Annotated in this window: 15 protein-coding genes; 9 read left to right on the top strand and 6 right to left on the bottom strand. The window is 70.4% G+C overall.

Annotated elements, in window-relative coordinates:
• The first annotated feature begins 46 nt into the window (after window positions 1–46).
• A complete protein-coding gene (locus ABZX61_RS06105; RefSeq protein WP_355191912.1) occupies window positions 47–952 on the top strand; it encodes a phosphotransferase in 906 nt (301 codons plus the stop codon).
• Window positions 953–956: 4 nt separating this feature from the next.
• A complete protein-coding gene (locus ABZX61_RS06100) occupies window positions 957–1,556 on the top strand; it encodes a DUF4126 domain-containing protein (RefSeq protein WP_355191910.1) in 600 nt (199 codons plus the stop codon).
• 7 nt (window positions 1,557–1,563) lie between these two features.
• Here ABZX61_RS06100 and ABZX61_RS06095 read toward each other — a convergent pair whose 3' ends face one another.
• On the bottom strand, window positions 1,564–2,358 hold the full coding sequence (locus tag ABZX61_RS06095; protein WP_355191908.1) for an alpha/beta hydrolase: 795 nt from the start codon (window positions 2,356–2,358) through the stop codon (window positions 1,564–1,566).
• A complete protein-coding gene (locus tag ABZX61_RS06090) occupies window positions 2,359–3,123 on the bottom strand; it encodes a glucose 1-dehydrogenase (protein WP_355191906.1) in 765 nt (254 codons plus the stop codon).
• 134 nt (window positions 3,124–3,257) lie between these two features.
• On the opposite strand from ABZX61_RS06090, the gene ABZX61_RS06085 reads away from it, so the two are divergent.
• Window positions 3,258–3,863: a hypothetical protein gene (locus ABZX61_RS06085; RefSeq protein ID WP_350726378.1), complete on the top strand. Its 606-nt coding sequence runs from the start codon at window positions 3,258–3,260 to the stop codon at window positions 3,861–3,863.
• A 57-nt stretch (window positions 3,864–3,920) separates the two neighbouring features.
• Window positions 3,921–4,487: a Uma2 family endonuclease gene (locus ABZX61_RS06080; protein WP_355191904.1), complete on the top strand. Its 567-nt coding sequence runs from the start codon at window positions 3,921–3,923 to the stop codon at window positions 4,485–4,487.
• Between the two features lie 131 nt (window positions 4,488–4,618).
• Here the strand turns inward: ABZX61_RS06080 and ABZX61_RS06075 are convergent, their stop codons facing one another.
• The 3 genes from ABZX61_RS06075 to ABZX61_RS06065 all read right to left on the bottom strand — a co-directional run bounded on the left by ABZX61_RS06075 (window position 4,619) and on the right by ABZX61_RS06065 (window position 6,951).
• Window positions 4,619–5,179, bottom strand: a complete 561-nt coding sequence (locus ABZX61_RS06075) for a hypothetical protein (RefSeq protein WP_355191902.1) — start codon at window positions 5,177–5,179, stop codon at window positions 4,619–4,621.
• A gap of 212 nt (window positions 5,180–5,391) precedes the next feature.
• A complete protein-coding gene (locus tag ABZX61_RS06070) occupies window positions 5,392–5,973 on the bottom strand; it encodes a dihydrofolate reductase family protein (RefSeq protein ID WP_355191900.1) in 582 nt (193 codons plus the stop codon).
• A 318-nt stretch (window positions 5,974–6,291) separates the two neighbouring features.
• Window positions 6,292–6,951, bottom strand: a complete 660-nt coding sequence (locus tag ABZX61_RS06065) for a helix-turn-helix domain-containing protein (RefSeq protein ID WP_355191898.1) — start codon at window positions 6,949–6,951, stop codon at window positions 6,292–6,294.
• A gap of 160 nt (window positions 6,952–7,111) precedes the next feature.
• Between ABZX61_RS06065 and ABZX61_RS06060 the strand changes: the two genes are divergently transcribed.
• The 3 genes from ABZX61_RS06060 to ABZX61_RS06050 are packed head-to-tail and all read left to right on the top strand — an operon-like array spanning window position 7,112 to window position 10,019.
• On the top strand, window positions 7,112–8,320 hold the full coding sequence (locus ABZX61_RS06060; RefSeq protein ID WP_355191896.1) for a cytochrome P450: 1,209 nt from the start codon (window positions 7,112–7,114) through the stop codon (window positions 8,318–8,320).
• A gap of 5 nt (window positions 8,321–8,325) precedes the next feature.
• Entirely contained in the window at window positions 8,326–9,264 is a 939-nt protein-coding gene (locus ABZX61_RS06055; RefSeq protein ID WP_355191894.1) for an ATP-binding cassette domain-containing protein, read from the top strand.
• Entirely contained in the window at window positions 9,261–10,019 is a 759-nt protein-coding gene (locus ABZX61_RS06050) for an ABC transporter permease (protein WP_355191892.1), read from the top strand. Before ABZX61_RS06055 ends, ABZX61_RS06050 begins: the two co-directional genes overlap by 4 nt.
• A 34-nt stretch (window positions 10,020–10,053) precedes the next feature.
• On the opposite strand, the gene ABZX61_RS06045 is transcribed toward ABZX61_RS06050, so the two are convergent.
• Complete coding sequence (locus ABZX61_RS06045; RefSeq protein ID WP_355191890.1) at window positions 10,054–10,254, bottom strand: hypothetical protein; 201 nt, start codon at window positions 10,252–10,254, stop codon at window positions 10,054–10,056.
• 323 nt (window positions 10,255–10,577) lie between these two features.
• Here ABZX61_RS06045 and ABZX61_RS06040 point away from each other — a divergent pair, with 323 nt between their 5' ends.
• Window positions 10,578–11,453: an RIO1 family regulatory kinase/ATPase gene (locus ABZX61_RS06040; protein WP_355191888.1), complete on the top strand. Its 876-nt coding sequence runs from the start codon at window positions 10,578–10,580 to the stop codon at window positions 11,451–11,453.
• Between the two features lie 514 nt (window positions 11,454–11,967).
• Window positions 11,968–12,729 (top strand): alpha/beta fold hydrolase, encoded by a 762-nt coding sequence (locus ABZX61_RS06035; protein WP_355191887.1) that lies wholly within the window; start codon window positions 11,968–11,970, stop codon window positions 12,727–12,729.
• Window positions 12,730–12,875: the final 146 nt, after the last annotated feature.

The following is a 12,875-nucleotide window of genomic DNA, read 5'->3' as shown; positions in this document are numbered from 1 at the left end:
GGTAAAAGGTCTAGACCGTTTAGCGCCGTCCGTCCTAGCATCGAGCATGGCCGTGCCCGAGGTGCTCGATCGCATTCCTCTGCTGTCCGGCGTGCCGCGCTCCGTCGAGGAGCTGCCCGGAGGGCTGACCAACCACAACTACAAGGTCACGACCCCGGGCGGGTCGTACGTGGCGCGCGTGTGGGCCAGCGACTCCTCGCTGCTGGGGATCGACAGGGACGCCGAGCACGCGTGCTCGCTGGCCGCCGCCGCGGCCGGGGTGGGGGCGCCGGTGCACGCGTACCTGCCCGAGCTGGGGGTGCTGGTGGTGGGCTTCCTGCCGGGGCGGACGTTCACCGAGGCCGACCTGCGCGACCCGGCGAACCTGCCCCGGGTGGCGCAGGCGTGCCGCCGCCTGCACGCGGGGCCGCGGTTCGTACGGGACTTCGACATGTTCGAGATCCAGCGGCACTATCTGGGGATCGTGCGGGAGCGGGGCTACCGGCTTCCCGCGGACTACCTCGGCTTCATGCCCGCCGTCGAAGACATCCGGAAATGTCTGCAAATAAGGGCGGAAGGCACCGTCCCCTGCAACAACGACCTCCTGCCCGGCAACATCCTCGACGACGGACAACGCCTCTGGCTGATCGACTACGAGTACGCCGGCAACAACGACCCCTGCTTCGAGCTCGGCAACATCTGGAGCGAGTCCGACCTGCCGCTCGGCCACCTGGAGGAGCTCGTCACCGCGTACTACGGCCGCCGCCTGCGCCACAAGATCGCCCGCGCCCGGCTGCTCGGCCTCATGTCCAAGTACGGCTGGACGCTCTGGGCCTCCATCCAGGACGGCGCGAACGAGAGCATCGACTTCGACTTCTGGTCGTGGGGCATGGAGAAGTACGAGCGGGCGGTGGCCGAATTCACCGGATCTGACCTTGCGTACCTCATGGACGAGGCCGCGCGGGCAGACTAGGGGCATGTTCGCCGCACTGACCGGTCTCGGCCTGTCCACGGCCGCCGGGCTGAACGCCTACATCCCGCTCCTCGTCGTGGGTGTCCTGGCCAACTTCACGGACGCCGTGAAGCTCCCCGACGGCTACTCCTGGCTGTCCAACTGGGGCGTGCTCGCGGTGATCGCCGTCCTGCTGGTGGCCGAGTTCGTCCTGGACAAGGTGCCCGCCGTCGACAGCGTCAACGACACCATCCAGACCGTGGTGCGCCCGGCGTCGGGCGGCGTGGTCTTCTCGGCCACGCAGGCGGCGGCCGAGGTGGACCACTCCACCTGGATGGCCGAGCACCCGTGGGCCGGCTGGCTGCTGGGCATCGTGATGGCGCTGGCCGTGCACGTGGTCAAGGCCACCGCCCGGCCGGTGATCAACGCCGGGACGGCCGGAGTGGGCGCCCCGGTGGTGAGCACGGCGGAGGATGCGGGCTCGCTCGGCATGAGCCTGGTCGCCGTCTTCGCCCCCGCGCTGGTGATCGTCGCGCTGCTGGTGATGGCCGTGCTGGCGTGGTGGCTGATCAGGAAGGTACGGCGCATGCGCGCCCGCAGAAGAGCGGCCCGCGGTCTGCCCTGACCTGAGGCTATTCCTGGGCTTGCAGCCACTCCTCCACGAGATCCACGAATTCGGCCGGGCGCTCCTCGTGCAGCCGGTGACTGGCGCCCTCCCAGCACACGACCCTGGACGCGGGGTCCTTGAACAGCCCCGACTCCCAGCTCGCCCGTTCCGGATCCGCCCAGATCGACAGCACCGGGCAGCGCCGGCGGGCCAGGTAGTCGTCGCTGGCCGGGCGCACCCCGATGGCGTCCGGGGCCGTGAACATGGCCTCGAACGCCTGGACCAGCACGTGCGGCGGCATGCCGGACAGCCTGCGCTTGTGCCAGCGCCTGATGACGGCGGGCGTGCCGGCGTTCGTGCACCACTCGTCGATCTTCTCGGCGGCGGCGTGCGGGTGTTCGCCGCGCAGGCCGTCGATCATCTTGGGGAATCGCCGGGCGACCCGGTCGGTCATGCCGTAGCCGGGGTCGACGGCGACGAGCCCGCGTACCAGCTCGGGGTGTTCGACTGCGAGGATGGAGACCACCTGGCCGCCCATCGAGTGCCCGACGGCGACCACCTGCGGGATGCCCCGGCTTTCGAGAAGGGCGCGCAGGTCGCCGGCCATCTCGCGCGGCGTGTTGCCGCTCTCGGGGACGGACGAGTAGCCGTGGCCGCGCAGGTCCACGGCGATCACCCGGTGGTTGGCCGCCAGCGCGTCGATGTGCCAGGACCACTGGTGGGAGTCGGTGCCCCACCCGTGGACGAGCAGCAGCGGGGGCCCGTCGCCGTCCTCCGTGTAGAAGAGCCTGATATTTCCGCCGACATCCGCGTACGGCATCTATTGACCCCCACCCTCCAGTCGGGACAGCAGCGCGCTCTCCCCTGCCGTCCACCCGCCGTCCACGGCCAGCTCCGCGCCCGTCACGTACGAGGCGGCGTCGGACAGCAGGAACGCGATGGCCTCCGCCACCTCCTCCGGCTCGCCCCAGCGCCCGGCGGCGGCCAGCGGGAAGGTCCCGTCCCCCGACACGGCCCCGAGCGGCTGCGTCATCGGGGTGACGATCATTCCGGGATGTACGGAGTTGACCCGGATGCGGTCCTTGCCGAACTCCAAGGCGGCGATCTTGGTCAGCCCGCGCACGCCCCACTTGGACGCGCCGTAGCCGCCCGTACCGGGCAGGGCGGTGAGGCCCGCGACGGACGAGAGGTTCACGACGGCGCCGCCGCCGGACTCGCGCATGGCCTTGACCACCGATTTGAGCCCCAGGAAGACGCCGACCAGGTTCACCTGGAGCACGCGTTCGAAGGCCTCCAGCGACTGCTGCTCGATCGACTGCGTGAGGGCGATGCCCGCGTTGTTCACCAGCCCGTCGAGGCTGCCGTACGCCTCCAGGGCAGCGGCGACCACGTCGGTCCACTGGTCCTGACTTGTCACATCGTGGGGGAGAAATCGGGCACCCAGCTCCTTGGCGGTGGCCGTACCCTCCTCCACCAGCACATCGGTGATCAAGACCTGGGCCCCGGCCGCGACGCAGCGCCGCGCGGTGGCCGCCCCCATCCCCCGGGCGCCACCGGTGATGATCACAACCTTGCCGTCGAGCACGTCACCCCGCCCTTCCAGCCGCTCTCCGAGAACTGAAGCACAGCCCCACTGGTCTGATCAAGTGCTTGCTTGGTTTCTCGGCCGCGCCGATCCCGCCCCGGCCGACTATCCTTCAAGGCAGAGACCCACAGGAGGTGGCGGAGATCGGCGAGCTGCTTGTCGTCCTACTGGTGATCCTGGCGTTCTTCCTGTTGCTGGGCGGCGTTGGTGTCTTCCTCCTGGTCAAGCTGGGCAAGAAGGCTGCGGTCAAGGCCAAACAGGCCACGACGCGGCTCAGCACCCACGTCAACGCCATGGGCACGGGCGACGCCGCCGAGGTCGAACGCCTCCGCCTCGACCTGCGCCGCGAGGTCTCCCTCACCCGCCAGGCCGTCGACCACGCCCAGCGCCTGGGCTGGGGCCTCGGCGACCTCCCCCGCCTCATGGCCGACCTCACCGCGCAGGCGGACGTCCACGACGGCCAGCTCGGCATGTACGCCCAGCAGCGCCGCATGTCCCCGTACGTCGACCACGCCACCCTCGACCGGCTCAGGGAGCACCAGGCCAAGCTGACGGCGATGTGCGCCCGCATCCGCGCCGACCTCTTGGGCGACCAGGTGCACCACACGGCCGCCGGCATCGCCGACCTCGGCTCCCGCACCGACCTCGAGATCGAGGCCCGCCGCCACGCCCCCGACCCGCTTGACCAGATCGACGATCTCTACCGCCGCTCGATGGAGGAACGCAAAGACCGCCCCTGACGACTACTCTACGTGGCAAAATGAGCGCGCCGCGTGAAGTGTCGAGGAGTGCGACTGGTGACTGCGGATCTTCCTGAGTGGTTCTATCCCGGCCCTCCCGGCGGCTGGACCGCCGACATGCTCGATCACCTTCCCCCTGATGCGCCCCGGCACGTCGAATTGATCGATGGGTCGCTCATCTTCAGGCCGCCGCAGACCGCCTTTCACATGCTGGCACTCCGACGGTTCGAGGGTTACCTCGATCCGCCCGGACATCTTGCAGTGATTCGCGGGATGACGGTGACCCTGGGTCCGCGTCAGCGGCCCGAGCCGGACATCCTCCTGGTCAACAAGTCAGTGATCTCCGCGAAAACCACCACCTTCCAGCCGGGAGACGTACATCTCGTGGCAGAAGTGGCCTCTGACGAATCCATGGAAAGGGATCGGACCACCAAGCCGATCAAATATTCAGGTGCGGGCATCCGGCATTTCTGGCGGATTGAGGAGGAAGACGGGCTGCCCGTTGTTTACACCTTCGAGCTTGAGCCGGCGGTCAAGGCCTACGTCCCCACCGGCATTCACCGCAAGCGACTGCAGACCCACATCGGATTCGACGTCGACATCGATCTCGACCTGAAATGGTAACGGCCAGCCCACTCACGGCGACCGAAGGCGGTGAACAACCCGCGACCTGCTGATCCGGCCTGCCGTGGGGCTGCACCGGCGTCGAACCCCCGGCACCACGGCGTCTGCCGCAGATCATCAGGGGCCGCGACTCAGGCGTCGTCCCACTCCCGGTATATGAACGCCGCGAGCTCCGCCTCCGTGGCGCCGCCGTTGGCCAGGGCCTTGGTGGCCTGGGCCTGGGCTCGGGTGGGGAGCCGGCCCTCGATGAGGATGGGGAGCGACAGCCGCCGCAGCAGCACCTCGGACTCCGAGACCCCGGACGTACGGCGGGTGACGGCCACGTTCACCCGCAGCCCGTGCTCGTTACCGGGCGGGACGGCGGGGCGGTCGATCTCGATGGCGGAGTAGCGGAAGCCGTTGGCCAGGTCGCAGGCGGCGCATCCGGCCGGGCCCCTGCTGAGCCGATCGCCGCACTCGGGGCAGGTCAGGCGGTCGTAGGCGGCGTCCACCACGCGCCACGGGTGCTTGTCGGGCTCGTCGGTGACCATCTCGGCGATGAGGCGCTCGTCCGGTGGCCGGGTGGTGCCGAACTCCTGCTCAAGGAACGCGCGCCAGCCCTCTTCCACGATCTCGTCGACCAGCCCGGCGCACCGGGCGCAGCCGGGGGCTCCAGCGGGCTCCCAATGGTCGCATTCCGGGCAACGTCGCATGCCCGCACCGTACAAGCCCGGCCGGATCCATCGCACCGCATTTTTGCCGATGATCCACGAGCTCGGCACCGCAGGACCTCGGCTTTCCTCCTGCACCGAACCGTGCGCAGCGCGTCGGATCCGCGCGGCCGGACGGGCCCGGCGCCGCGCCAGGCCTCCGGCAGCTCACCGCGGCCCGGCACGCCTCCGGCAGCTCACCGCGGCCCGGCAGCTCAGCCGGTCGTGGCGTAGCGCAGCAGGACGTTGCCGGAGCCGTCGAGGCGGCGGACCTCCGCGACGGTGAACCCGTCGACCGGCTGGGTGAAGATCGGCGTCCCCTCGCCGAGCGCCTTCGCTCCGACGACCAGGTGCAGCTCGTCGACGAGCCCGGCGCGGAGCAGGGCGTTCCACGTGATCCGGCTGCCGAAGGTGACGATGTCACCGCTGGTGCGTTGCTTGAGCTCCTTGACCCATCCCTCGGCGTCGGCGCGCCTGACCACGGTCGTCCGGTCCGCCCACGGCGCGATGTCCTCGTCCGTGAGCGAGTCCGAGATGACGCTGACCTCGATCCGCCCGTAGATCCCGCCGAACTGCTGATTCACCGTGGACGCCTCGGGATTGTCCGCCTGGGCGGGCCAGAACCCCATGAACATCCGGTACGAGTCGGCGCCGAGCAGCAGCGAGCCGGCCGCCTGGATCCGCTCCAGGTTGTAGGCGTCGAAGGCGGCGTCCATCGGCAGCACGAGCGGGTTGCCGTCCGCCGCCGCGTAAAAGCCGTCAAGGGACATGATGTTGCAGACAACCAGTTTCGCCATGTCAGGCACTCCGCCTCTTCCGTCGATCAGCTTCCGGCGCCCACCATGCCCGGAGAGCGCGGCGGCCGACAGAGGCAAATGTCACCGGACCCGCAATGACTTTCGCTACATCAACCCAGGTCAAGCGCATTGCGGGAATCCGCGTACGCGCTCTCATGGACCGGCACGGCGCACGCAGCCGCTTCCGGCTCGCGCTGGAGCTGTCCCGAAGGCACTGATGTCCGCGGGTGGGCGGCGGTGACGGGCTTGGCCGAGTCCGGCCCGGACGCAATGGCGCCCACCGGGTGAGCTCACCCAGCAGATCGTCCACTGGGACGATCACGACAGGAGGTCGCGCCAGCGCCGGCCCGACTCCAGCGTGTCCAGGCCGATCCGCTCCAGGTATGCACCGCCCTTGGCCAGCCGGCGTCCCACGGGCGTGTCGAGGCCGAACGTCTCCCCCGCCGCCTTCGCCAGCTCCGCCGCCTCCAGCGTCTGCCGCGAGCTGGTCACGATCGACTGGTACCAGGAATTGTCATCGACCGTGTAGATGTCGCGACGCCGCCGCGGATCGCGCTCGCGCCCGATCAGCCCCTGCTGGATCAGATAGCCCACCGCCATGGAGACCGAGGCGGGGCTGACCTTCAGCCTGCGCGTCAGCTCGGCCGCGGTGAGTCTGCCGTCCTCGCTCAGCCACAGGGCGACGAGCACGCGCGCCATCATCTTCGGCAGCCCCATCCGGACCGCCATCTCGATGACCTCGTCCCCCAGCTCGCCGTCCGGCGGCCCGGCCGCGAACCGGAGAGCCGGCGTGCCGCGCCGCGCCCGCCGCTCCGTCGCCCGGTGCGCCTGCTCGGGCCGGTAACCGCCGGGGCCGCCGTTGCGGCCGACCTCCCGGCTGATCGTCGAGGTCGGCCTGTCCAGCCGCCTGGCGATCTCGGCGTAGGAACGCCCTTCGGCGAGGCCGGCCGCGATGCGCTGGCGGTCCCGCTGGGTCAACCTTCCTTGTGACATGACGCCATTGTTGCGTTCGCCGCCACTCAATGCAACGAATCATTGCGTTCGAGTCCAGCGTCATTGCATCAATTTGCCCGCTCTCACCTGCAAATACGGATCCCATTGATTGCAGCCCTTTTGAATGCAACGTAGCTTTCAAAGCATGTCGAACACGTACTATCGCGATGAGACGGTCAGCCCTTCCCTCGACCGCGCACCCGCCTGCCCCTTCGATCCCGCCCCCGAGGTCACCGCGCTGCGTGCCGAGCAGCCGATCGCCCGGCTGGCCGCGCCCGAGGGCGCCCCCGGCGTCTGGCTGGTCACCGGCTACGGGCTGGTCCGCCAGATCCTCGCCGACCCGCGTTTCAGCTCCCGCTATGAGACCCACTACTACCCGCAGATGGGCGGGTACCTGCCGCCCGCCCCCGCCGGCGACCTGACCGGCATGGACGCGCCCCAGCACACCCGCTTCCGCAAGCTGCTGGCGGGCAAGTTCACCGTCCGCAGGATGAACCTGCTCACCGAGCGGGTCACCGAGATCACCCGTGAGCGGCTCGACGCGATGGAGCGGCAGGGGCCGCCCGCCGACCTCGTCGAGGTCTTCGCCCAGCCCGTCCCCGCGCTGATGATCTGCGAGCTGCTCGGCGTGCCGTACGACGACCGCGAGCAGTTCCAGACCGCCACGCGGACCCTCTCGGACGCCGTGGAGCCCGAGGCGCAGTACAACGCCTTCATCCAGCTCGGTGACTACCTGCGGACGCTCGCGCTCGCCAAGCGCGCGAACCCGACCGACGACCTGCTCAGTGACCTGGCCACGGCAGGCGAGCTGACCGACGAGGAGCTCGGCGGCGTGGCCGCCTTCCTGCTCGGCGCCGGCCTCGACACCACCGCCAACATGCTCGCGCTCGGCACCTTCGCCCTGCTGCGCGACCCGGCCCAGCTCGCCGCCCTGCGCAGCGATCCCGGTCTGGCCGCCGGTGCCGTGGAGGAGCTGCTGCGTCACCTGTCCATCGCCGCCATGGGCATGCGCGGCGTGCTGGAGGACCTCGAGCTCGGCGACAGGCAGCTCAAGGCCGGCGACACGGTCATCATCGCGCTCAACGCCGCCAACAGGGACCCGGCCAAGTTCTCCGACCCCGACGTGCTCGACCTGCGCCGTTCGGCCACCGGGCACCTGGCCTTCGGCCACGGCGTCCACCAGTGCCTCGGCCAGCAGCTCGCCCGCGTCGAGATGCGCGTCGCCTTCCCCGCGCTGCTCACCCGGTTCCCGACGCTGCGGCTCGCCGTACCGGCGGAAGAGGTTCCGCTGCGCACCGACCCCGCGCAGATCTACGGCGTGCGCAGCCTGCCCGTCACCTGGGACCGAGGGTGACGACCGTGCGGACCATCGAACCTGCCATCTCGGTGGCGGGACTGCGCAAGTCGTACGGCTCGCACCGCGTACTGGACGGCATCGACCTCACCATCCCGCAGGGCACGATCTTCTCCCTGCTCGGCCCCAACGGCGCGGGCAAGACCACCATGGTGCAGATCCTGTCCACCCTGATCAGGGCCGACGCCGGCGAGATCCGGGTGTCCGGGCACGACCTGGCCCGAGAACCCGACAAGGTGCGCGCCGTGATCGGCGTCACCGGCCAGTTCTCCGCCGTCGACAGCTTCCTCACCGGCGAGGAGAACCTGCGGCTCATGGCCGACCTGCTCCACCTCGGCCGCTCCAAGGGCCGCGAGCGAGCCCGCGAACTGCTGGAGCGCTTCGACCTCACCGACGCCGCGCGCAAGCCGGCGGTCTCCTACTCGGGCGGCATGCGGCGCCGGCTCGACCTCGCCATGACCATGGTCGGCACACCCAGGCTGATCTTCCTCGACGAGCCGACCACCGGCCTGGACCCGCGCAGCCGCCGCACCATGTGGCAGATCGTCAGGGACCTGGTCGAGCAGGACGGCGTGACCGTCTTCCTGACCACGCAGTACCTGGAGGAGGCCGACGAGCTCGCCAACCGCATCGCGCTGCTGAGCCAGGGCGAGCTGGTGGCCGAGGGCACCCCGGAGGAGCTCAAGCGGCTGGTCCCCGGCGGCCACATCGTCGTGCGCTTCGCCGACGCCGACGGCTACCGCAGGGCCGCCCCGCACGTCGGCGCCACCTCGCGCAACGACGCGGCGCTCACCGTCCAGATCCCCGACTCCGGTGGTGTCAGGACGCTGAAGAAGCTCCTGGAGTGGCTGGACACCCAGGCCATCGACGTCGCCGAGCTGTCGGTGCGCACGCCCGACCTGGACGACGTCTTCCTCTCCCTGACCAAGGAGCCCTCCCGATGAGAGCGATCACCGACTCGGCGACGATGCTGCGCCGCCAGGTCACGCACATCTGGCGCTACCCCTCGCTGATCTTCACGTTCGCCGCCGTCCCTGTGGTGTTCCTGCTGCTGTTCGTGTTCGTCTTGGGCGGCACCATGGGCGCGGGCATCGGCGGAGGCCGCGCCGCCTATGTCGGCTACCTCGCCCCCGGAATCATGATCACGACCATCGCCGGTGCCGCGCAGGGGACCGCGATCTCGGTGGCCACCGACATGACCGAGGGCATCATCGCCAGGTTCAAGACCATGGCCATCGCCCGCGTCTCGGTGCTCACCGGGCACGTGCTCGGGGCGATGGTGCAGACGTTCATCGCGATCGCGGCGGTGACCCTGGTGGCCGTGCTGATCGGCTTCCGCCCGTCGGCCTCCGCGCTGGACTGGCTCGGCGTGGTCGGCGTGCTGGCCATGTTCACCTTCGCCATCACCTGGCTGTCGGTCGCGCTCGCGCTGGTCTCCAAGAGCGTCACCACGGCCAGCAACCTGCCGATGCCGCTGATGCTGCTGCCGTTCCTCGGCAGCGGTTTCGTACCGACCGAGTCGATGCCGGCCGGGTTGCGCTGGTTCGCGGAGCACCAGCCGTTCACCCCCGTCATCGAGACGCTGCGGGCGCTGCTGGCCGGTCGCCCGGCCGCCTCCAGCTTCGCGGAGGCTGCTGCCTGGAGCGCGGTCATCGCCGTGGCCGGATATCTGTGGGCACGCAGGCTCTACAACCGTTGAGGTCCACCCACAGGCATGCACGCCGACCTCGCTGTCACTCCGGCTGATCGATGGGGGCGGCTCCCAGCTCCAGGTGGCGGTCCGCATCGGGGTGCGGGTGGCGGTCCGCATCTGGGTGCGTCCGATGGTGCCGCCGACCCGGGTGGCGGGACGTGTCGGCCGCCCACGACGGCCCGCGCGCCGTCCCGTCGACGATCTGGTTGCCCGCCGTCGGGGCGATGGCCAGGGCGACCACGGGCGTGGCTCGAGACCGCCACCGGGGTCACTCCACGCCGCGCCGGCCGTCGCATGGTCCTGCCCCATCTCCGGGGTGACAAGGGTGGCGGCGGGGGCGTCATTTAATCGGTTGCGAGGGCGGTACGTGGACCGGGATACTCGGGACCGAGTTGATCGCTTGGCAGCGGCTTGACGATGATCGCCGCGCTGTGCCGCGAAGGGAGGGTGAGACCGTGATGACGACTGTTCGCGTGCCGTTTTCCGCGTCCTCAGACCTTCCCACCGCACACTCGCTGACCTGATCGACGAGCCGGTGGGCCTCACACCTGGAGCAATCCCACCGTGCCCAAGCACTCGCAGCACCGCACCCGTGGCAAGTACGCCCTCGACGCCGACGACCTCGAATGGCTGGAGAGCACTCCCGAGACCGACGACGGGCCGCCCGAGGGTGACCGCTGGTCCACCTGGGACCAGAGCACACCCACGGAGAAGGGGCCCAAGCCGTACCCCGGCTGGCTCGTCACCGAGCTGGCCGCCGTCGACACCGAGCACGGCGTGCTCAAGACCGGCAAGGAAGCCGACGTCCATCTGATCTCGCGGGGGGTGCCCGGCACGGACCGGGTCTGCCTGCTGGCCGCCAAGCGCTACCGCTCCTCCGAGCACCGGCTGTTCCACCGCGACTCCGGCTACATGGAGGGCCGCAGGACCCGCGAGAGCCGCATGAACCGCGCCATGGCCAACCGCACCGCGTTCGGCAAGCAGGTGATCGCCGCCCAGTGGGCGGTCGCCGAGTTCGGGGCATTGTGCCGGCTGTGGGAGCTCGGGGTTCCCGTGCCGTACCCGGTGCAGATCGTGGAGACGGAGATCCTGCAGGAGTTCATCGGGACCCGGGACGGGTACGCGGCGCCGCGGCTGGCGCAGGTGTCCGACGACCTGGACGGGCTGTGGGAGCAGCTCGTGGCGGCCATGGTCACGCTGGCCAGGGAGGGGCTGGCCCATGGGGACCTGTCGCCGTACAACCTGCTGGTCCATGACGGCAGGCTGGTGATCATCGACCTGCCGCAGATCGTGGACGTCATCGCCCACCCGACCGGTCCCTCGTTCCTGGACCGGGACGCCCACAACGTCGCCACCTGGTTCGCCGCCAAGGGCGTCCCGGCCGCCGACCCGGACTCCCTCGCCGCTCTCCTCCGCAAAGAGGCCGGCCTGTCCCTGTGATCGCTCCGGCCCTCGTCCCGCAGCCCGACCTCCCGCACCGCGCCGCCACGCGGATGGCGCCGCCGGACGCCCGGATGGCGCCGCCGGACGCCCGGATGGCACCGCCGGACGGCCGCGAGGTGACGCAGGACGGCTGGACGGCGACGCATGAACTGCCGGATGGCGGGGCGGGGCGGGGCGGCTGGAGGGTGCCGTGGACGCGGGGTCGCGGTCCCTCGGGTGCCAGGGTGGAAGTGGCAGCTCTCGGGCGATAGGTTACGGCGCCATGTGCGGGGTGTGGAGTGGCGCGCCGCCGCCAGCCAATGGGGCGCGGGATACCGCGGGCCTGTCGCTGGATCGCAGGGCTGCACACCATCGCCAGCCGCCGGATCGCGGAATGCCGCGTGGCAGGCGCTGGGGCGTGTGGGTTGTGTGTGTTGTCGGTGGCGGGGGTGACGTGCGGGGACGTCGGAGTGCCGATCGTTTACGCAGGTCGTAGGTATATTGGCCCCGATATACGACGAGGAGGGCCGTCATGCACGATGCCGTCGTCCACCCCAGCGGCGCTCGCATCCGCTGGGTAGAGCTGCCGGGTGCGGAGCCGTCGCGGGTCTACGTCCACGGTCTCGGTGCGACCTCGGCCCCCTACTACGCCGAGGTCGCCGCACACCCGCTCCTGCCGCAACACCGTTCCCTGCTGATCGACCTGCTCGGGTTCGGGATCAGCGACCGTCCCCGGGACTTCGCCTACACGCTCGAGACCCACGCCGACGCCCTGGCCGAGGCGTTGCGCAAGGCGGGGGTCGCCGGGGCGTCGGTGATCGCCCACAGCATGGGCGGCGCGGTGGCGATCGTCCTCGCCTCCCGTCACCCGGAGCTGATCGCCAATCTGGTGCTCGTGGACGCCGACCTCGACCCCTATCCCCCGGCTTCCGTGCGGCCGGATGGCAGCGGCATCGCGAGCTACACGGAGGAGGCGTTCCTGTCGCACGGGTGGAAGGAGGTGCGCGAGCGCGTGGGGCCGCACCGATGGTCCACCATGCGGCTGGCGGACCTGCGCGGGCTCCACCGCACGGCCGTCAGCCTGAGCGCGGGCACCACGCCCACCATGCGCCGGCTCCTGCAGGACCTCCCGATCCCCCGCGCCTTCCTGCACCCGGAGGGTGAGCCGCCCGAGGACGCCGACAGCCTGCGGGCCACCGGGGTCCGGGTGATCGGCATTCCCGAGTCGGGGGACAGCATCATGCTCGACAACCCCGAGGTCTTCGCCCGCACCCTGGCGGATTTCCTCCCCTAGCCCGACGCCCGGCGGCCCCAGCCCGGCGGCCCTCGCCCGGCCCCAGCGCGACGCCCGACGCCCGGCGGCCAGCGCCCGGCTGGCGGCCGAAGTCGCGCGCGGCAGGCGCCCGATGTCATGCGTACGCAAACCGCCCCTTCCTCCGT

Source organism: Nonomuraea sp. NPDC003709 (assembly GCF_040610775.1).
GTDB lineage: Bacteria > Actinomycetota > Actinomycetes > Streptosporangiales > Streptosporangiaceae > Nonomuraea > Nonomuraea angiospora_A.
Note: the sequence above shows the minus strand (reverse complement) of the source record. Positions and strands in the feature narration are given on the sequence as shown.

Coding starts and splice junctions, on each gene's coding strand:
- ABZX61_RS06105 (WP_355191912.1), top strand. CDS start 47: ATGGCCGTGCCCGAGGTGCTCGATCGCATTCCTCTGCTGTCCGGCGTG.
- ABZX61_RS06100 (WP_355191910.1), top strand. CDS start 957: ATGTTCGCCGCACTGACCGGTCTCGGCCTGTCCACGGCCGCCGGGCTG.
- ABZX61_RS06095 (WP_355191908.1), bottom strand. CDS start 2,358: ATGCCGTACGCGGATGTCGGCGGAAATATCAGGCTCTTCTACACGGAG.
- ABZX61_RS06075 (WP_355191902.1), bottom strand. CDS start 5,179: ATGCGACGTTGCCCGGAATGCGACCATTGGGAGCCCGCTGGAGCCCCC.
- ABZX61_RS06070 (WP_355191900.1), bottom strand. CDS start 5,973: ATGGCGAAACTGGTTGTCTGCAACATCATGTCCCTTGACGGCTTTTAC.
- ABZX61_RS06060 (WP_355191896.1), top strand. CDS start 7,112: ATGTCGAACACGTACTATCGCGATGAGACGGTCAGCCCTTCCCTCGAC.
- ABZX61_RS06050 (WP_355191892.1), top strand. CDS start 9,261: ATGAGAGCGATCACCGACTCGGCGACGATGCTGCGCCGCCAGGTCACG.
- ABZX61_RS06035 (WP_355191887.1), top strand. CDS start 11,968: ATGCACGATGCCGTCGTCCACCCCAGCGGCGCTCGCATCCGCTGGGTA.